General features: G+C 72.7%; 17 protein-coding genes. 8 read left to right on the top strand and 9 right to left on the bottom strand.

From position 1 onward, the window contains the following. From ABD371_RS19670 to ABD371_RS19660, 3 genes are all read right to left on the bottom strand, one after another. Complete coding sequence (locus ABD371_RS19670) at nucleotides 1-1362, bottom strand: esterase-like activity of phytase family protein (protein WP_381734398.1); 1362 nt, start codon at nucleotides 1360-1362, stop codon at nucleotides 1-3. A 333-nt stretch (nucleotides 1363-1695) separates the two neighbouring features. After that, nucleotides 1696-3045 carry an SWIM zinc finger family protein gene (locus ABD371_RS19665; RefSeq protein WP_344478735.1) on the bottom strand — a complete coding sequence of 450 codons (1350 nt, stop codon included), beginning with the start codon at nucleotides 3043-3045 and terminating at the stop codon, nucleotides 1696-1698. After that, nucleotides 3042-5942, bottom strand: a complete 2901-nt coding sequence (locus ABD371_RS19660) for a DEAD/DEAH box helicase (protein WP_344478733.1) — start codon at nucleotides 5940-5942, stop codon at nucleotides 3042-3044. Before ABD371_RS19660 ends, ABD371_RS19665 begins: the two co-directional genes overlap by 4 nt. Nucleotides 5943-6220: 278 nt before the next feature. Between ABD371_RS19660 and ABD371_RS19655 the strand changes: the two genes are divergently transcribed. The 4 genes from ABD371_RS19655 (at nucleotide 6221) to ABD371_RS19640 (ending at nucleotide 9321) form a co-directional block, all read left to right on the top strand. Continuing rightward, nucleotides 6221-7330: a fatty acid desaturase family protein gene (locus tag ABD371_RS19655; protein WP_344478731.1), complete on the top strand. Its 1110-nt coding sequence runs from the start codon at nucleotides 6221-6223 to the stop codon at nucleotides 7328-7330. Between the two features lie 70 nt (nucleotides 7331-7400). Further along, on the top strand, nucleotides 7401-7583 hold the full coding sequence (locus tag ABD371_RS19650) for a hypothetical protein (RefSeq protein WP_190125446.1): 183 nt from the start codon (nucleotides 7401-7403) through the stop codon (nucleotides 7581-7583). Nucleotides 7584-7788: 205 nt separating this feature from the next. Next, complete coding sequence (locus ABD371_RS19645) at nucleotides 7789-8193, top strand: roadblock/LC7 domain-containing protein (RefSeq protein WP_344478729.1); 405 nt, start codon at nucleotides 7789-7791, stop codon at nucleotides 8191-8193. A 132-nt stretch (nucleotides 8194-8325) separates the two neighbouring features. Beyond that, nucleotides 8326-9321, top strand: coding sequence for a DUF6397 family protein (locus tag ABD371_RS19640; RefSeq protein ID WP_344478728.1), 996 nt, complete (start codon nucleotides 8326-8328; stop codon nucleotides 9319-9321). Between the two features lie 5 nt (nucleotides 9322-9326). Here the strand turns inward: ABD371_RS19640 and ABD371_RS19635 are convergent, their stop codons facing one another. Next, nucleotides 9327-9617: a hypothetical protein gene (locus ABD371_RS19635; protein WP_344478726.1), complete on the bottom strand. Its 291-nt coding sequence runs from the start codon at nucleotides 9615-9617 to the stop codon at nucleotides 9327-9329. A gap of 303 nt (nucleotides 9618-9920) precedes the next feature. On the opposite strand from ABD371_RS19635, the gene tdh reads away from it, so the two are divergent. The 3 genes from tdh to ABD371_RS19620 all read left to right on the top strand — a co-directional run bounded on the left by tdh (nucleotide 9921) and on the right by ABD371_RS19620 (nucleotide 13172). After that, nucleotides 9921-10949 (top strand): L-threonine 3-dehydrogenase, encoded by a 1029-nt coding sequence (gene tdh / locus ABD371_RS19630; protein WP_344478724.1) that lies wholly within the window; start codon nucleotides 9921-9923, stop codon nucleotides 10947-10949. Nucleotides 10950-11031: 82 nt separating this feature from the next. Next, complete coding sequence (locus tag ABD371_RS19625) at nucleotides 11032-12213, top strand: glycine C-acetyltransferase (protein ID WP_344478723.1); 1182 nt, start codon at nucleotides 11032-11034, stop codon at nucleotides 12211-12213. A gap of 44 nt (nucleotides 12214-12257) precedes the next feature. After that, nucleotides 12258-13172: a LysR family transcriptional regulator gene (locus tag ABD371_RS19620; RefSeq protein ID WP_344478721.1), complete on the top strand. Its 915-nt coding sequence runs from the start codon at nucleotides 12258-12260 to the stop codon at nucleotides 13170-13172. A 2-nt stretch (nucleotides 13173-13174) separates the two neighbouring features. Here ABD371_RS19620 and ABD371_RS19615 read toward each other — a convergent pair whose 3' ends face one another. Both ABD371_RS19615 and ABD371_RS19610 read right to left on the bottom strand, forming a co-directional pair. After that, nucleotides 13175-15295, bottom strand: a complete 2121-nt coding sequence (locus tag ABD371_RS19615; protein ID WP_344478719.1) for an ATP-binding protein — start codon at nucleotides 15293-15295, stop codon at nucleotides 13175-13177. 40 nt (nucleotides 15296-15335) lie between these two features. Beyond that, the gene (locus tag ABD371_RS19610; protein WP_190125438.1) at nucleotides 15336-15848 is read right to left on the bottom strand and encodes an SRPBCC family protein; all 513 of its coding nucleotides are present in this window, start codon (nucleotides 15846-15848) and stop codon (nucleotides 15336-15338) included. Nucleotides 15849-16239: 391 nt separating this feature from the next. Between ABD371_RS19610 and ABD371_RS19605 the strand changes: the two genes are divergently transcribed. Beyond that, nucleotides 16240-16680: an SPW repeat protein gene (locus tag ABD371_RS19605; protein ID WP_344478717.1), complete on the top strand. Its 441-nt coding sequence runs from the start codon at nucleotides 16240-16242 to the stop codon at nucleotides 16678-16680. Nucleotides 16681-16698: 18 nt separating this feature from the next. On the opposite strand, the gene ABD371_RS19600 is transcribed toward ABD371_RS19605, so the two are convergent. The 3 genes from ABD371_RS19600 to ABD371_RS19590 form a co-directional block, all read right to left on the bottom strand. After that, nucleotides 16699-17430: a DUF2470 domain-containing protein gene (locus ABD371_RS19600; RefSeq protein WP_344478716.1), complete on the bottom strand. Its 732-nt coding sequence runs from the start codon at nucleotides 17428-17430 to the stop codon at nucleotides 16699-16701. A gap of 137 nt (nucleotides 17431-17567) precedes the next feature. Next, entirely contained in the window at nucleotides 17568-17834 is a 267-nt protein-coding gene (locus ABD371_RS19595) for a DUF6296 family protein (RefSeq protein ID WP_344478714.1), read from the bottom strand. Between the two features lie 150 nt (nucleotides 17835-17984). Beyond that, nucleotides 17985-18845: a (2Fe-2S)-binding protein gene (locus ABD371_RS19590; RefSeq protein WP_344478712.1), complete on the bottom strand. Its 861-nt coding sequence runs from the start codon at nucleotides 18843-18845 to the stop codon at nucleotides 17985-17987. Nucleotides 18846-19101: the final 256 nt, after the last annotated feature.

Raw genomic sequence — 19101 nt, 5'->3', positions numbered from 1 at the left:
TCAGCCGGTCAGCTGCTCCGGCAGCCGTACCTGCACCACATGGGTGTTGATACCGCTGTCCACGAGCCGTCCGTTCGGATCGAAGGCCCCGGGGCCGTCCGTCATCCCGAAGTCGTTGTCGTTGATGAGCGCGAGGGTCCGCTTCCCGACCACGGCGACGCCCTCGATCTTCCCCGGCACCCCCGCGACCTTTCCGAAGTCGACGAGAAGGGACTTGCCCAGCACCGGGACGCCCGCCGCCGAGGGATCGTCGAGCTGCTCATAGCTGGGGGAGGTCGACGGGTCGTCCCATCGGCCGCCCAGAATGCCCGCGCCCGGCGGGAGGGTGACCCGCTGGAGCCGGGACGATCTGTCCGTGCGCTCCTGCACCAGGAGGGTGTCCTCGTCGAGGGCGACGAGCGAGGAGATCTTCAGCTCGGAGGTGTCGGTCTCGCCCGGATCGACCACGCCCACCGCGTCGAACCGATAGGCGTACTCGGCCGTCACCGCCCGCTTCTCGGGGGAGAACCGGATCAGCCGGGCATTGCGCGACGCCTCGCCCGCGGCCTGGTCGGGCACCGCCAGCGGGCTCTGCACCGCGGCGACCAGATCGCCGCCCGGGAGTACGGCCAGTCCTTCGAAGCCCCGGTTGAGCTTGCGGTTCAGCAGGATCGACGGCAGGGCCTCGATCACCGGATAGTCCGCGCCCGTCAGCTTCAGACCCTGTGGCACATAGCGGGCGAGCACACGGCCGCGCGGGGAGACATGGATCAGCGAGGGCCCGTACTCGTCGGAGAGCCAGAACGAGCCGTCGTCCGCTCGCACCATCCCCTCGGTGTCCAGCCCGCTGGGGTTGCGGTCGAGCGGGGTCCCCGCGTCGTACGAGTACGGGGCCTCGTCGCGGGAGGCCTGGTTCGGCAGCCCGGTGACCGGCTTGCCGGAGGAGGTGGTCAGCCCGATCGCGGTGAGCACCCTGACCCGGTCGCCGGAGACCCGGATCTTCACCAGGGCCGGGTCGAACTCCGGCACCGCGAAGGTGCGGCGCTTCTTGCCGTCGACCCTGATCTGGCCGTTGGGACCGCGGTCGGTCAGTGCCCAGAACTCGCCCTTGCGGCCGGCGGGGTAGAGGTCGCTGCCGACGCCGAGGTGGACGCCCCGGTCGTTGGAGACGGAGCCGGGCAGCAGCGAGTTGCTGAACTCCGCGAGGGGGATCTCGTCGAGGACGGCGGAGCCCACGACACGCGGGGGCTTCTCGGCCTTGCCCGCGGGAGCCGGGGCCCCGATGGCCGTGCCGGCGACGGCCATGGCCGTGACCAGGGCGATCGGCAGACCTACGGCGAGGGTACGGCGCGGTGCGCGGGACGGCTGGGTGTGGGGGGACAACGGGCCTCCTTGGCAGGACGGGCGGTTGGCTCCGGCGGACCGGACCGGACCGGAGCGGCGCGTACCGGAGCGGAGCGGCGCCGGCCGGGGCGGTCCGGGCGGCTCTCCCGTCCGGACGCCGTCCGGCGTCGGGACGTACACTGCCGGACCCGGCGGGGGCCCGGGGGCGGTTTCGCTGTTTCGGCCGATACACGCGCTGCCTGGTGAGGCTGTCGGGATCTCGCGTTGGGCCCGCGCCCCGGACTACGGGTGTGTCCGGTACGAGGTTCTCGCGCCTCGTACCGGACGCCTGCCCCGGACGCCTGCCTCGGACTTCCGCCCGGGCCCGGGCGGTCAGCCGCTCTCGCCCAGGGCCTCCGCCAGGGCCGCCGCCGGGTCGTGGGAACCCGGACCCGAGGGCGACCAGTGACCCCGCTCCTTGCGGTACGGCCACCAGCGGCCGTCCTCGCCGAGCCGCAGCTGAGCCTCGGAACCGGTCACCGTCCAGCGGCCCGGCGCGGACGCGCGCAGCCGGGGCCGGTCCGTCTCCTCCCAGGCGGTGTCCAGCACCGACGACGCCCGGGCGAGCGCCTCCGGGCCGGGCGTCCACTCCCCGTCCAGGACGGCGAGCGCGCTCGTACCGCCCGAGCGCCAGGCCCGAACCGCCAGATCCAGCTCGGCGCGTCCCCGGCCGGTCGCGGAGGCGAGACGCCGGACGATCACCGGTCCCGGGGCGGCGGCGGCCATCCGCACCGCGTCCTGGTCCGGCGTCAGCACCTGCTCCACCGGCTGGTCGCCATGGCCCGGAGCGAGCGCTTCCGAGAGCAGGCGGTGGGCGCGCGCGGCGGCGTCGGCGGCCAGGAACTCCAGCGCGTCCGGATCGATCCCCGGAGCCGGTGCGGTCCCGGTGTCCAAGACGGGCGGCTGGCCCGGCTCCTGGAGCGGCGGCGGGGGAGCGGGCAGCGGCGGAAGGATCTCCCGCGCCGCGAACGCCTCATCGGCCCGTACCCCCGGGGAAGCCGCTTCCGGCTCCTCGTCCGGTGTGGCACCGGCCGAGGCCCGTGCCACGCTGCGCAGCTGGAGTTCGTCCAGCAGGCGGCGCTCCCCGCGCCCCCGCATCAGCAGCAGCACGAACGGGTCCTGGTCCAGCAGCCTGGCCACCTCGTAGCACAGGGCCGCGGTGTGCGGGCACAGGTCCCATGCCCCGCAGTCGCACTCGGGCTCCAGATCGCCTACGCCGGGGAGGAGTTCGACGCCGGCCGAGGCCGCGTCCTCGACCAGGTGCGGGGGCATCTCCCGGTCCAGCAGGGCGGCGATGTGACCCGACCGGTCGACCGCCATGTCCAGGAACCGGTCCCACCCGGCGTCGGTCAGCTCGGTGAGCAGCACATCGCAGCGCCGGCCGGTGCCGTCGCGGTCCCGTACGACCGCGGTGACCCGGCCGGGGCGTACCGACACCGCGCCGACCGCGCCGGCCCTGGCCTGCCGCCGGCCCTTCTGGAGCTGCTCGCCGTCGAGCGCCGTGTCCTCCAGGGCCTTGATCCAGGTCTGGCCCCACCAGCTCCGGGCGAAGCCACGACCCCGCACGGGCGGCCGTGCGGCAAAGGTCCGCACCTCGTCCCGGCCGTCGCGGGACCCGCCCCCGGCCTCCTCGGTGTCCGTGTCGGTGTCGTACGTGTCGTCGTACTCGTCGTTGTCGTTCATCGCGTCGCGCCGCCCCCTCGCAGCTCCACCAGATCCGCCAGTTCGGCGTCGGTCAGTTCGGTCAGCGCGGCCTCGCCGGATCCGAGGACCGCGTCGGCCAGCTCCCGCTTGCGCGTGAGCATGTCGGCGATCCGGTCCTCGATGGTCCCCTCGGCGATCAGCCGGTGGACCTGAACCGGCTGGGTCTGCCCGATGCGGTAGGCCCGGTCGGTGGCCTGCGCCTCGACGGCCGGGTTCCACCAGCGGTCGAAGTGCACGACATGCTCCGCCCGGGTCAGATTGAGACCGGTGCCGGCGGCCTTGAGCGACAGCAGGAAGACCGGAACGTCACCGCTCTGGAAGCGGCCCACCATCGCCTCGCGCTCCGCGACCGGCGTACCGCCGTGGAGGAACTGCGTCGGCACACCCCGGGCGGCGAGGTGCCGCTCCAGCAGCCGGGCCATCTGCACGTACTGGGTGAAGACCAGAACGGCGGCACCCTCGGCGAGGATGGTGTCCAGCAGTTCGTCCAGCAGTTCCAGCTTGCCCGAGCGGTCCGCGATTCTCGGTTGTTCCTCCTTCAGATACTGGGCCGGGTGGTTGCAGATCTGTTTGAGCGCGGTGAGCAGCTTCATCACCAGGCCGCGCCGCTCCATGCCGTCGGCCTCGGAGATCGCGGCCAGCGTCTCGCGCACCACCGCCTCGTAGAGACCGGTCTGTTCGGCGGTGAGGGAGACGGCGCGGTCGGTCTCCGTCTTCGGCGGCAGTTCGGGAGCGATGCCCGGGTCGGACTTGTGCCGGCGCAGCAGGAACGGCCGGACCAGTGAGGAGAGCCGCCGGGCGGCGGCGGCGGGGTCTTCGCCTCCTTCCACCGCCTGCGCGTACCGCGAGCGGAATGTGCCGAGTGGGCCGAGGAGTCCGGGCGTGGTCCAGTCGAGGATGGCCCACAGCTCGGACAGGTTGTTCTCCACGGGGGTGCCGCTCAACGCGACCCGCGCCTTGGCCCCGAGGGTGCGCAGCCTGCGGGCGGTCGCCGAATAAGGGTTCTTGACGTGCTGTGCCTCGTCGGCGACGACCATGCCCCACGCCGTCCGGGCGAGTCTCTCGGCGTCGAGCCTCATCGTGCCGTACGTGGTGAGAACGAACTCTCCGTCGGCCAGGTTCCCGAGTTCGCGGGACGATCCGTGGAAGCGCCGGACCGGAGTGCCGGGGGCGAACTTCTCGATTTCCCGCTGCCAGTTGCCCATCAGCGAGGTGGGACAGACCACCAGGGTGGGTCCGGCCGCCGACGGCTCGGTCTGCCGGTGCAGATGGAGGGCGATCAGCGTGATCGTCTTGCCGAGGCCCATGTCGTCGGCGAGACAGCCGCCGAGGCCCAGCGACGTCATCCGGTTGAGCCAGTTCAGTCCGCGCAGCTGGTAGTCGCGCAGGGTCGCGGTGAGCGCCGCGGGCTGCGCGATCTCCTGGGTCCCGCCCTCGGGGTCGGCGAGGCGGTCGCGCAGCCGGGCCACCCAGCCCGAGGCGTGCACCGCCACCGATCGGCCGTCGACCTCGGCCGTGCCGGTCAGTACGGCTCCGAGCGCGTCGATCGGGGTCAGCTTCCGGTCCTGGCTCTCGCGGGCGCGGCGGGCCTCCTGGGGGTCGATGAGCACCCATTGGTCGCGCAGCCGCACCAGCGGCCGGTTCGCCTCGGCGAGCAGATCCAGCTCCTCGCGGGTCAGTTGACGGTCGCCCAGGGCGAACCTCCAGTCGAAGGCGAGGAGGGCGTCGGCGGACAGGAAGGAGGGAACCCCCGACTCGCCGCCGTCCGCGCCGTCGTCGGGCGGGCCGATCACGGCCCGGGCGGTGAGACGGTGGGCCAGTTCCTTCGGCCAGTGCACCTGGAGGCCGCCCGCCGCCAGCGCCTTGGCCGCCTCGCCGAGGAGTTCGGCGACCTCCTCGTCCGCGAGGTCGAGCGCGTCGGGAACGGCGGCCTGCAACAGCGGCGCGAGAGGGGGCCACGCCCGGGCGGCGCGGCGCAGCGCCAGCAGCGCGTCCATCCTGGCCCGGGGGCCGAAGGCACCGCCCGGCCGGTCGCCGCCCGCCCATACGCCGGCCGCGTCCGCGACGACGGCCGGGTCGCTGACACTGTGCATCTGGAGGACGGCGCGGAACGACGGTTCCGTACCGCCCTCGGCCTCCTCGCCCGCTCTTTCGCCCACGAGTTCGACGCGCAGGGAGAGGCGTACGCCGGCGTCGTGCCCGGCGGCGACGTCCGCCGCCCAGGCGCGCCGCTCGGGCAGCCGCTGCGGCTCCCGCGCGGCGAACGCCGGACCGCCCGCGGCGGCCTGTGCGGCCGGGGTGCGGGGCATCGAGTCCGCGATCGCGTCGAGGAACGAGCGCAGCAGCCGCTCCGGTTCCGGCAGCAGGGGCACTTCGGTCGCGCCGCCCGCGACGGCGGCGTCCGGCGGTGTCTCCAGCGGGGTGGCGTGGGCGGTGGGCGGCATCGACGCGGCGAGGGCGCGGATCCCGTCCAGGTCCTCGGGGGTCAGCGGCCCGATCCGCCAGGAGTCGTGATCGGTGGCGGTGAGTCCGGGCAGCAGCAGCCCGCGCGCCACGAGCCGCAGGGAGAGCACGGCCGCGGCTCCCCAGAAGGCGACGGAGGGGGAGGCGTCCGCGGCGGCGCGCATCCTGGTCAGGAGCGGCAGCGCGGTGGAGACGGGCAGCAGCAGCGCGGGCACGGCGCGCGGGCGCAGATCGTCCCCGACGACCGTCAGGGTGCCGGGCGCGGTGTCGGCGTCGGGGTGCCAGAAGGCCATGCGCCCGGTGCGTGCCGGATCGCCGGGAAGGAAGACGGCGTCGGCGCGGGGGAGGGGGACGTCGGGGGAGAGGGAGTCGAAGGAGACACGGGAGGGCGTTGCCGCGGAGGGTGGATGCACAGCGATGACGCATTCCTCAAATTTGACTAGTGCACAGGTGGGAGTCGCCGAGGGTACCCGATGCGATGGCTGAATCGCCTCTCGTGATCAGGTGACCCTCCTCACGCGTGTCTTCGTCCCCGCCGGGAGGTGTGGCCAGCACCAGCCGGTGCGGCGGGCTGCCCCCCACCCGGTCCGGGGGATGGCGTCATGGTCCGGTGAGGTCCCGCTTGCCTACGTTTTCTCAGGTCAGCGCAGCCGCACAGGGCCCTGCGCGACCCCGAGGACCGGAGACCTCCATGCCCCAGGCCACCGCCCCTTCCACGGGCCCGCCGTCCGTGGCGGCCCGCACCGGGTCCGAGTTCGCGCCGCTGCTGCGGATCGTCAGGGAACAGGGGCTGCTCGAACGCCGCACCGGCTGGTACGCCCGGGGCATCCTCCTCAATCTGCTCGCCCTGGCCGCCGTGGTCACGGGCACGGTCCTCGCCGGCGACTCCTGGTGGGTGCTGTCGCTCGCGCCCCCGCTGGCGCTGTTCTCCACCCGTACCGCCTTCTTCGCCCATGACGCCGGGCACTCCCAGATCACCGCGGACCGGCGCACCGGCCGGATCATCCAGCTTCTGCACGCCAATCTGCTGCTGGGGATGAGTCAGGAGTGGTGGAACGACAAGCACAACCGGCACCACGCCAACCCCAACCATGTCGACAAGGACCCCGATGTCGCGGCCGACATTCTCGTCTTCACCCAGCGGCAGGCCGTGGGGCGCGCCGGATTCCGGGGGCTGCTCACCCGCCATCAGGCCTGGCTCTTCTTCCCGCTGACCACCCTCGAAGGGCTCGCGCTCAAGGTCTACGGCTTCCGGGCCGTCTTCTCGGCCCCGTCGGGCGAGGGGCCCCGCCCGTCCGTCCGCGCCCGCTCGCTGGAGGGGCTGTTGCTCGTCGCCCATGTCACCGGGTACGTCACCCTGCTGCTCGCCGCGATGCCGCCGGTGCGGGCCCTGGTCTTCGCCCTCGTCCATCAGATGCTGCTCGGGCTCCATCTGGGCATGGCCTTCGCGCCGAACCACAAGGGGATGGAGATGCCCGACGAGGGCCGCGGCAAGAGCTGGGGGCATCTGCGCCGACAGGTGCTGACCTCGCGCAACGTCCGGGGCGGCCCGGTCACGGACTGGCTTCTGGGCGGGCTGAACTACCAGATCGAGCACCATCTCTTCCCCAGCATGCCCCGCCCTCACCTGAGGCTCGCGCGGCCTCTGGTACGCGCCCACTGCCGGGCGCTCTCCCTCGCCTATCACGAGACCGGGCTCGTCGAGTCCTATCGGCAGGCGCTGGGGCATCTGCGCGAAGTCGGCGAACCGCTGAGGGCGGACGGACGGGGACGACGCGTGGAGGGGGTGCGGGGCGCATAGTGGAACTGTGCGGTGCACCCGCGCGTTTCACCGGCAGAAATAGGCGAAGGCCGCACAAGGAGGCGTCGAGATGTCGACACGTACAAAGATCGTCATAGGGGGAGTGGCCGTCGGGCTGCTGCTGATGACGGTGATTCCGTTCTGGGCGGCTCTGCTGATCGTCCTGGGCGTGCCCGCGGTGGCGTATCTGGCGCTCGACCCCACGCAGCGGCGTCGGCTGCGCAAGGCCTCCCGCAAGGAGCTGGGCCGCTGAAACCGCGCTGTTCCGGGGGGTCGTCATATCTCCGCGTTCCCCGCGGGAAAGGGCGGTCGCCGAGGCTCCGGGGAAATTGAATATGCCTCTCGAATGTACCTGTGCCGCCATGTGATTCGGCGGACAGGTTGCACCTTGCCCTGCCGTCCCCGGTGCGAAAGGCTTACCGCAACACGGGGAACGTATGAGCGGGGAGGGACCGACCATGCCACTGGACAAAGGACTCGACTGGCTGCTCGATGATCTGACCAAGCGGATCGAGCACATCAGGCACGCACTGGTGCTGTCCAACGACGGGCTGGTCACAGGAGCGAGCACCGGACTCGCCAGGGAGGACGCCGAGCATCTCGCCGCGGTCTCCTCCGGGCTGCACTCCCTGGCCCGGGGCTCCGGGCGGCACTTCCGCGCCGGCCGGGCGCGTCAGACCATGGTCGAGTTCGACGAGGCGCTGCTCTTCGTCACGGCGGCGGGCGAGGGAAGCTGCCTCTGTGTGCTGAGCGAGGCCGAGGCGGACGTCGGCCAGGTCGCCTACGAGATGACCCTGATGGTCAACCGGGTCGGGGAACACTTGGGCGTCGCGGCCAGGCAACCCGGTCTCTCTCGCCCCTGACCTGCGAGAACTCCAGTCCTCTCCCCGTCCGTCGGGTCTGCGTGAACAGGTTGTCCACAGGCCCGGCGGGATGTCGCCGCAGCGGGCTATCGTCGTCACTGAGAGTACTCATGACGCACGGGGGAGACGATCATGACGGTACGGGAAGGGCTGACCGCGGCGGGAGCCGCCCGGCTGCTGGAGCTGAAGCAGTCCGAGTTCGATCTCGCGATCCGGCTCGGCCACATCCGGGCCGTGTCCCGGGCGGCCGGCGGGCCCGCGCGAGTCGCCCGGGCGGAGATCGAGCGGCTGCGCGGCGCTCCGGGGTTCCCGAAGGAGCTGCGGGAGCGGGTGCGGACCGCGGGCACCGGGGAAGGGGCGCGGCTGCTCGCCATCAGCCCGGGGCGGTTCACCCGGCTCGCCCGCACGGGCCACTTCGCCCCGGTCGTTTTCTATCTCAACCGCTATCACGCGGTCGTCTGGCTCTATCTCGTCGAGGAGCTGGAGGACTTCGCCGCCGACCACCCCGATCTGCTCAGCGGCCGGACACCGCCCGCCCAGCGGGCGATGCTCGACGAAGGGGAGGACCGGCGCGCCCGCACCTGGCGGGGCCGGCTGCTGGAACTGCTGCTGCGAGAGGCGCGCGATCCGTGGGAGCGGGCCGCGGCCGTCGCCGCGGTGCTCGATCCCGACACGGTCGCCGAGGTGGTGACCGACCCCGGTGAGCGCGAGACGCTCCGTCTGCTGCGGCCCGAACTCGTCCCGGTGCGGCCGTTGTCTCCGGCGGCCCAGGACGTGGTCGACCGGCTGCGGCTGGCGGATCACCCGAGCGAGATCCTTCGGCACCGGATGAGCCTCGCCCTGGCGGTACGGGAGGCCAGGCTCGGCCGCTCCGGACCCGGGGCCGGCCCGGTCGCGGGCCGAGGCGCGGGAGTGGTCCTCGGGCCCGTCGGGGTCCTGGGGGTGGGCCGCGCGACCGTCCCGGCGGTGCCTGTACCGGCCGTCTCCGTCCCGGCGCGCGGGCCGGAGCCCGTCCCGGCGGGCCGGGTGGCCGCGCCGCGCCGCCGATCGCGCGGGCGCTCGCTGTTCAAGCGGCTGTGGCCGAGGGGGCCGAGACACGCGGTCCGGCCGCCCCGCCGGGATTCCTGACGGGTTCAGGCGGGCTCGCGGGGCACGGCGGGGACGGTCGCGCCGCCGCCGCTCGCCACGGCCTCCACCACGGCCTGGTGGAGGGTCCGGCTGGCTTCCTCGGAGTCGCAGGGCGTGGGGCTGCCCGACATGGTGAACCAGTCGGAAGCGCCGCTGTACTGCACCGCGACCTTCGCCTCGCCGTCGGCCCAGGTGGTGTGCACGGTGAGATCCCCGGTCAGTGCGCCGACCTCGTCGGTGAGGACTCCGCCGCGCCCGGAGTACACACCTGTGGTCGTCCACGATGCCCAGCTCATCCTCCCAGGCTCGCACCGCGGGGCCGAATGTGCGACCGAAGTGCCCGGCTCCCGGAATCACCCCCCGGCGGGACGGCCCCGTACCCGCCCGTACCCGCCTGGCGCGGCCCGCCGCGCCGCGCCGCCTGTGAAGCTCCGCTGTTGGCCCGCTTAAGAAATCCTCGATGGACTCCGGCGGGCCGCGCTGGGCAGATTGGTCCCGGTCCATTCGTTGACGCTGACATATTTTGCCGTCATTGGTGTGATCATCTCGTTCGACCGCATTTCCTGTGATCCATCCCCACCATGCCTGGAGCCGCCCCGATGAAGGCACTTGTCAAGCAGCACGCCGAGCCCGGTCTCTGGCTCCAGGACGTGCCGGAGCCGGAGACCGGCCCGGGCGATGTGCTGATCAAGGTGCTCCGTACCGGGATCTGCGGCACCGACCTGCACATCCGCTCCTGGGACGCCTGGGCGCAGCAGGCGGTCGACACTCCGCGCGTGCTCGGACACGAGTTCGTCGGCGAGGTGGCCGCCGTCGGTTCGGACGTCCAGGACATCGAGGTCGGCGACACGGTCAGCGGCGAGGGCCATCTCGTCTGCGGCAAGTGCCGCAACTGCCTCGCCGGACGCCGTCATCTGTGCCGCAGCACGGTGGGCCTCGGCGTCGGCCGCGACGGCGCGTTCGCCGAGTACGTCGCACTGCCCGCGTCCAATGTGTGGGTGCACCGCACCCAGGTGGACCTGGACATCGCCGCGATCTTCGACCCCTTCGGCAACGCGGTCCACACCGCGCTCACCTTCCCCCTCGTCGGCGAGGACGTGCTCATCACCGGCGCCGGCCCCATCGGCATCATGGCCGCGGCCGTGGCCCGGCACGCGGGGGCGCGCAATGTGGTGATCACCGATGTCAGCGAGTCCCGTCTCGAACTGGCCCGCAAGGCCGGGGCCACCCTCGCGCTGAACGTCTCGGCCCACGGCATCGACGAGGCCCAGCGGCAGCTGGGGCTCAAGGAGGGCTTCGACGTCGGCCTGGAGATGTCGGGCCGCCCCGAGGCGATGCGCGACATGGTCGACAACATGACCCACGGCGGGCGCATCGCGATGCTGGGCCTGCCCGCGCAGGAGTTCGCCGTCGACTGGGCGAAGATCGTCACCTCCATGATCACGGTCAAGGGCATCTACGGCCGCGAGATGTACGAGACCTGGTACGCCATGACGGTCCTGCTGGAAGCGGGACTCGACCTCACCCCGGTGATCACCGGCAGCTATGGCTTCCGGGACTTCGAGGCCGCGTTCGACGAGGCCGCCACCGCCCGCAGCGGCAAGATCATCCTTGACTGGACCCGCTGACCCGCTGACCCGCTGACCCGCTGACCCGCTGACCCGAGGCCCCGACCACCAGACCGCAGTCACACCCGAGGGAGCACCCTTCATGTTCGCGTCAGTCCGCGACGACCTCCGCACCACCCTGGACGAGATCCGCGCCGCCGGCCTGCACAAGCCGGAGCGGGTCATCAGCACACCGCAGAGCGCCACGGTCTCCGTCGCCTCCGGCGAGGTGCTCAACTTCTGCGCCAACAACTACCTCGGCCTCGCCGACCACCCCGAGGTCGTCACGGCCGCCAAGGAGGCGCTGGACCGCTGGGGCTACGGCATGGCCTCCGTGCGGTTCATCTGCGGCACCCAGGATGTGCACAAGGAGCTGGAGGCGAGGCTGTCGTCCTTCCTCGGCCAGGAGGACACCATCCTCTACTCCTCCTGCTTCGACGCCAACGGCGGCGTCTTCGAGACCCTCCTCGGCCCCGAGGACGCGGTCATCTCCGACGCCCTCAACCATGCCTCCATCATCGACGGAATCCGGCTCTCCAAGGCCGCCCGCCACCGGTACGCCAACCGCGACCTCGCCGATCTGGAGCGCCGCCTCAAGGAGACGCGGGACGCCCGCCGCCGGCTCATCGTCACCGACGGCGTCTTCTCCATGGACGGCTATGTCGCCCCCCTCGCCGAGATCTGCGATCTCGCCGACCGCTACGACGCGATGGTCATGGTCGACGACTCGCACGCCGTCGGCTTCGTCGGCCCCGGCGGCCGGGGCACCCCCGAGCTGGCCGGCGTCATGGACCGGGTGGACATCATCACCGGCACGCTCGGCAAGGCCCTCGGCGGCGCGTCCGGAGGCTATGTCGCCGCCCGCGCCGAGATCGTCGCCCTGCTGCGCCAGCGCTCCCGCCCCTATCTCTTCTCCAACTCCCTCGCCCCGGTGATCGCCGCCGCCTCCCTCAAGGTGCTCGATCTGCTGGAGTCGGCAGGGGAGCTGCGCGAGCGGCTCAGGGCGAACACCGAGCTGTTCCGCACCCGGATGACCGAGGCGGGCTTCGAGATCCTGCCCGGCGACCACCCCATCGCCCCCGTCATGATCGGCGACGCGGCGGAGGCGGGACGCATGGCCGAGCTGCTGCTGGAGCGCGGCGTCTATGTGATCGGCTTCTCGTACCCGGTCGTCCCGATGGGCCAGGCCCGGATCCGGGTCCAGCTCTCGGCCGCGCACTCCACCCAGGACGTGGAGCGCGCCGTCGCCGCGTTCATCGACGCGCGCGAGCAGCTCAAGGGCTGAGGCCGGGCGGCGGGAGCGGTCGGCCGGACTGACAGAATGACCTGGTGATCGACCCCAGACGGCTGCGCATTCTGCGGGCCGTGGCGGACCACCGTACGGTGACCGCCGCGGCCTCCGCGCTCTATCTCACCCCCTCAGCGGTCTCCCAGCAGCTGAGCACGCTGGAGCAGGAGACCGGGCACACCCTGCTGATCCGCAGCGGCAGGGGGGTCCGGCCGACCGCCGCCGGGGAGATCCTGCTCACCCACACCCACGCGGTGCTGGCCCAGCTGGAGCGGGCGGAGGCGGAACTCGCCGAGTACGCGGGCGGCACGGCCGGCGAGGTGACGGTGGCCGCTTTCGCCACCGGCATCGCCGAGGTCGTCGCCCCCGCCATGGCCCTGCTCGCGGCCGGCCACCCGGGCATCCGGGTCCGGGTGCGGGACGCCGAGGGCGACGAGAGCCTGCCGCTCGTCCTCGACGGCGAGGCGGACCTCGCGGTGGCGGTCGAGTACCGGGGAGCGCCCGGCGACGACGGCCGGCGGCTGTCCCGGGTACCGCTGTACGCGGAGCCCTTCGACGCGGTTCTCCACGAGAGCCACCCACTCGCGGACGCCGGGCGGGTCGCGCTCGCCGAGCTGGCCGACAGCGACTGGATCGGCCCCTACCCCGGCAACCCCTGCCACGACATGGTGCTGCTCGCCTGCGAGCTGGCCGGTTTCCAGCCCAGGCTGGTGCACTCCTCGGACGACTTCCGGGCCGTCGTCGCGCTCGCGGGGGCGGGCGCGGGCGTCGCGCTGGTGCCGCGCTCCGCCCTGCGCGACGTGGAACCCCGGCACGCGGTGGTACGGCCGGTGTCCGGCCCGGCGGCGACCCGCCGGGTGTTCGCCGCGGTGCGCCGGGGCGCCGAGGGGCACCCGCTGATCAGCCCGGTGCTCCAGGCCCTGGCCGAGGCCGCGTCGGCGAACGCCGCCGTCTGAGGTCAGCCGGGGGGCGGGACGAGGGCCGCCTTGAGGCCGGACTCCAGATCGGTGGTGGTGCCCCGCAGATACGCCGTCTCGTAGACGGTGTCACCCACCACCGCCCGCGCCGCCCGCTCGCACTGCTCCCGCACGGTGGCCAGCTCCGGGGTGCCGCGCTGCGGATGCCCGACGGTGCTCCAGAACGCCTGGCCCGTTCCGTACACCTGACCCGCCCGCTCCCCGTCGCCCGCCGCCGCGATCGCCGCCGCCAGCAGATCCAGCCCCAGCGCGATGCCGAAGCTGTCGCCGATGCCGCTCTTGCCCGCGAGCATGGCCCGCGCGTGCTCGGCCGCGTCGAGCGGCTCTCCGGCGAAGAGCGCGATCAGGCTGAGCTGGTAGTCCAGATATGCGCGGGTCCAGGACTCGCCGCGCTCCACACACCCCCGCCGCAGGAAGAGCGCCCGCTCCCTCGCCTCCGGCAGTCTGCCGAGCCCGGTCAGCGCGAAGACCCGCACCAGATGGCAGCGGAGCCCGTCGGCCGAGTCGAAGGGACCGGCCGCCGCCGCGCCCAGCGCGTCCGCCGCCAGCCGGTCGGCGTCCAGCGCACGGCCCGTCAGCAGGGCTATCAGCCCGCCGAGATACGCGGCCGCGAGCGTGCCCCGCGCATCCTCGTCCCGGCTCGCGGACCGGGCGCACGCGTCGCTGATCCGCCGGGCCGTGTCGTACTCACCCTGGAGGGTCACCGCCACCCCGAGCGCCCACAGCCCCCGGGTGCGATGGGGGCCGTCGTCCGGATGGGCGGCCAGCGCCTGCTCCAGATAGTCGCGGGCCTCGTGCAGATGGCCGCAGCAGCTCCAGAAGAAGCCGACCAGCCCCATCAGCCGCAGCGCCCGGTCCGGGGAGACGGCCAGCAGATGGTCGAGGGCCGTGCACAGATCGGTGTGGACGTCGCCGACCCTGCGATACCAGTGGGCCTGTTCCGGACCGAGCCACTCCGCGTCGGCGCGGGCGGCGAAGGCGAGGAAGTGCTCGGCGTGCCGGTCGGCCACCGCGCCCTCCTCCCGCAGCGTGCGCAGCCAGAACCCGCCGTATTCCCGGATGGTGTCGAGCATGCGGTAGCGGATGCCGCTGCCGCCCTCCGACTTGACCGAGGTGAGGACCGAAGCCGCCACCAGACGGTCGAGCAGCGGGCCGATCCGCTCGGTCTCCAGCGGGCCGCCGGCGCACACGGCCCGGGCCGTGGTCTCCTCGAAGTCGCCCCGGAAGACGGAGAGCCGCGCCCAGAGCAGCCGTTCGAGCGGAGCGCACAGCTCATGACTCCACCCGATCGTGGTAAGCATCGTCCGGTGCCGCTCCGGCCGTACCGCGGCGCCGTCGGCGGCCCGGAGCACATCGAGGCGGGAGCCGAGCCGTTCGGCGACATCGGGGACACCGCTGCGCCCGGCCTGGGCGGCGGCCAGCTCCAGCGCCAGGGGGATGCCCTCCAGGCGGTGGCAGATCCAGCGGGCGGCCGCGTCCGGGCCCGCCCCCTCCCACCCCGCGTCCGTCCCGCCGCCGCGGCCCTCGCCGTCCTCCCGCTCCCCGGGAAGGAGGGCCCCCCGGTCGGCGGCGGCGGTCGCCACACGCTGCCGGAACAGCTCCAGCGCGTCCGGCCCGTCCCCCCGCAGGGGACAGACCTCGACCAGCCGCTCGTCGTCCATCCCGAGCGGCTGTCTGCTCGTGGTCAGTACCGTCAGCCCGGGCACGGTCGTCAGCAGGTCGCCCACCATGGCCCGGCAGGGGCCGGTGAGGTGCTCGCAGGAGTCGAGGACGAGCAGCAGTTCCTTCCCCATGAGCCACTCGCACAGCGCGTCCACCGGCATCCGGGGGGTGTGGTCGGACAGATCGCAGGCGTCCGACACGGTCGACAGCAGCAGCCGGTCCCCGTGCAGCGGCGACAGATCGGCCCAGGCCACTCCGTCCCGGAAGGTCCCGGCCCCGCCCGCCGCTCTCGCCGCGCGCAGCGCCAGCCTCGACTTGCCCACGCCGCCGCTGCCGACGAGCGTGATCAGCCGATGGCGTTCGAGGTCCCGGTCGAGCCGGGACAACTCCCGGTTCCGTCCGACGAAACTGGTCGTCTCCTTGGGAAGGTTGCCCAACACACGGCCAGTCTCGCCCATCGGAGCGCCGCCCGCGTCAACCTCAGCGAGAGGTTGACGCGGACTCCATCGCCTCCTTCAGATTGCGCAGCGTCCGGCGTATGTTGCCCCGCTGGTAGTCGGCGAAGGTGTGCCCCCGGGTCGCCAGCCGGTCGAAGGCGTTGGCCAGCGCGTCCGGCCAGCTCCGCCGGTCGTCCCGCCAGGTCTCGGTCACCCGGGTCCCGCCGTCGATCGCGTCGAAGCGGTACTCCCAGGTGGCGATCCGCCCGCGCAGCAGCGGCCGGCGGCGGCCGATCGCGTGCACACGGAACGCGAAGCGCTGCCCCGGTATCGCCGCCGTCACCGTGCAGCGGGTGGTCCAGCGCAGCCCGCCCCGTTTGTTGTGGCCGTCGAACTCCATGCCCACATGGGCCCCCCGTGCCTCGCCGCGCACGGTCGCGCCCAGATTCTCCGGACTCCAGCGGCCCATCAGGGCGGGATTGCTGACCTGCTCGTAAATGGCGGAAGGGTGGGCCTGGATCACGATGCTGTCCGAGACGGCCAGGGTGCGTGGCATGGGGACGACTCCGTTCCTTGAGTACGGGCTTGCGCGGACCCTTGCCCGCGCGACGGCGTTCAACTCCTCGCGCGGCACGCCTCCTTGCCCGCTCCGGCCGGAGAAGGGCCGGTCGGGGCCCGGAGGGAGAGGCACACATTACCCGCCGGTATGCGCGAGGCGCCCCCCGCGGGCGCGGCCCGGCCGGATCCGGTCGGGCCGCGATCGGTTCCGGCGTCGAACGCGCTCGCGCCCGGTGGAGCGCCGTACGGCCGGCGCGGAATCCGGAGGATCGGCGGAATCCAAAGTTCCGATTGACTTCCGATAAAGAAAAGATAAGCGCAGAATGAAAGAGCGCGGCTCGGCCGCGCGCTTCGGTCAAACGCACAGAGCGCTGAAGGAGGCGAGTCGTATGGCCGGCGTCTCACACAGGGAGGATCTGGCGGGGCACCCCGACATCACGGAGATGCGGGACCGCTACGCCCGTGTGCTGGGAGGGCGCGATGTGGCGCTCGTGGACGGCCCGGTGTTCCTGGTCGGCCTGGCGTGCGCGATCTCCCCGTGGATCGTCCATTTCTCGGCCGGCCAGCCCGCGCTGGCGACCCACAATCTGATCATGGGTGTCGCGATCGTCGTGCTGGCGCTCGGATTCACCGTCACCCCCGCCCGGATGTACGGCCTGAGCTGGGCCATGTGTGTCATGGGCGCATGGCTGGTGGTGGCGCCGTGGATCGTGGGCAGCAGTCCCGACAAGGGGGTCATCTGGACCAACGCGATCCTCGGCGGTCTCACCTTCCTGCTGGGGCTGGTCTGCACGGCGGCGGCGATGAGAAGCGGTCGCGCCGCCAGGTGAGCCGCCCCGGGCGAACCGTTAGGAGTCGCTCAGCAGCCAGCTCCGCGGCGACCGGTGGCGGGCCGTGCTGAGCAGCGCGTGAATGCGTTCCCCCGCCTCGTCGACGTCCCTGACCGGGACGGGGAAGGGCAGCCGCGCGTCCTCGTGGGCGTCGGTCCCCTCCAGGCGCAGGGTGATCCCGTAACGGTCGATGGCGAGCGGCAGCGCCCGCCGCACCCCCTGGGTCACCCGCGGCTTCACCAGCCGCAGCAGCAGGCCGACGATGTCGCTGTGGTCGTCGAGCAGATGGGTGAGCATCCCGGCCTCGCAGGTGGCCAGCGGATCGGTCTCGGCGTTCATCAGGGCGTCGAGACCGACCGTGACGCGTTCCCCGCCCCGGTCCAGGACCGCGTGGGAGAACTCCATGCAGCGGCTGCCCTCGGGCGAGTCGTGCCGCTCGTTCGGCAGCAGCCACCCCGCGAGCAGCACCCGGGCGCGCACCCGGTCGCGCACCGGGGTGGGGGCGACGTCGGTGAACTCCAGGGTGGCGCGTACCGGACCGTCCCCGGGGGCGGCGCTCTCGCCGTCCCACTCCCGTGACATCGCCGGGTGCAGATGGATGTGTTCCGTGACGCCGGTGCCCTCCAGCCGCGAGACCTCGGTGCGGCCCTCGTCGGTGACCACCGTCATGGAGTCGGCCGCCATCAGGATCGACCGGATCCGTTCCGCGCTGGACGGCTGCTGGGGAGGGGCGTTGAACAGGCGGCGCATCCGGGTCTCCACATCTCCGCACATCGAGACGGCAGCGGTAATTAGGTTTGCCTAACCTAACCTCCCGGGGCTGTCATCGCCAAGCCCGGACCGGGTGGGATCCGGTCACGTCCGGCGGTACGGGAGCCCCGGCCGCCTCAGGCGCCGGGCACCGCGTCGTCGGGGCCGGGCACCGGATCGTCGACGGGTCGCACCGAAACCGGCAGCCCCGGGGCCTGATGGCCCCCGCTGGCCAGCATGCGGACCTCGCCCCGGTCGCTGATCTCCGCGCGGACGATGCCGGTGTCGTCCTCGTAGACCGGATACCCCCCGGCCCCCGCTCTCCCGGTCCGCCGGACGACCACCACGTCGTCCTCCGCACCGGATCCCTGGAAGATCAGCTCGTAGCTCTCCGAGTACTCCATGGGTTCTCCCGACAGCTGCCCGAGGGGCTGGATGCCGCCTCCTCCCATCCTTCCCCAGGCCCGCCCCCGTCGCCTGGGGAAGGGCGGGAGGTGGCCGGGATCCGTCCCGCCGGGGTGGTGTGCCCCGGCGGAGCGGGACGCCCCGCCGGATTACGGAGTGGTCTCCTCCAGCCGGCGCACCCGCTCCGCGTCACTCGTGCGGGGGCAGGTGGCGCAGGCCTCGGCCGGGCGGATCGTGTAGTAGAGGCAGCAGCCCATCCGGTCGCGGGTGGGGTACGACTGGCCGTCGCTCCCCTCCAGCCTGCGGAACGCGGCACCGCCGGGGTACGGCCCGACGGCCTTCGGCAGCAGCTCGCCGGCCTCCCGCACGGCCCGGTCCTCCTCGCCGAGCATCCGGCCGACGTACCAGATCCCGGAGATCAGATCGTCCGTCACCATGCCCCACAGCGCCCGGGGCCCCCGCCGCAGCCGGGGGCCGGCCGCCGCCAGCACCGGACGCACATGGTCGGCGACCGCCGCGCGCAACTCCGCGCGCAGGGACTCCTCGTCGGCCAGCACCCGTACCCCCGGAAGTCCGGCCGCAGGGTCGTCGGGCAGACAGGAGAAAGCGCCGGGCACCACCGCGTAGGCGTCGCTCGTACGGCTGAGTCTGACCTGGTCGGGACGGAGTCGGGGCACCCGCCGTTCCAGGTACCACGGGCCGCTCATCAGCAGCGCCGCCGACCAGAGGAAGCCGTGCAGCGCACGGGAGGCGACCACATGGGGCCGGGCCGTGTGCGCGTACCGGTCCTGGATGCGGCGGTCCTCGGCGTCGAGGAAGGCGTTGAGCAGCTCGGGCCGGCAGGCCAGCTCCGCGCCGTCGACCCAGCCCTGACCGGCGGGCGCATGGGGCTCGGCCACCACCACGTCGAGCGCCTCGCACAGCCGGGCGAGCCGCCGGTAGGAGGAAGCGAGCAGGGTGGAGCAGCTCAGCGCAGCTCCGGCAGGTGCAAGCGCCGGGGCCAGGGTCACGGGGACTCCTCAAAGAAGCGTGCGAAGGGAGGGGTGAGGGGAGGGGCGAGGGGGGTGCAAGGGAAGGGTGGGAGGAAAAGTCGGGAGGGAAGACAAGAGGGGAAGGTAAGGCTCACCTTAACCACATCGTCGGACCAGATCGTTAACTGGGGGCGCGGCGCTGCGAATTGGCAAAATTAGGGATGCCTAACCTAAGCTCCGTCATGGTCATCCGGAGCCTCCGGAACTGCTGCGACCAGGGGGTTCATCCTGTGTC

Origin of the sequence: Streptomyces amakusaensis (assembly GCF_039532665.1) — a bacterium.
GTDB lineage: Bacteria > Actinomycetota > Actinomycetes > Streptomycetales > Streptomycetaceae > Streptomyces > Streptomyces amakusaensis.
Note: the sequence above shows the minus strand (reverse complement) of the source record. Positions and strands in the feature narration are given on the sequence as shown.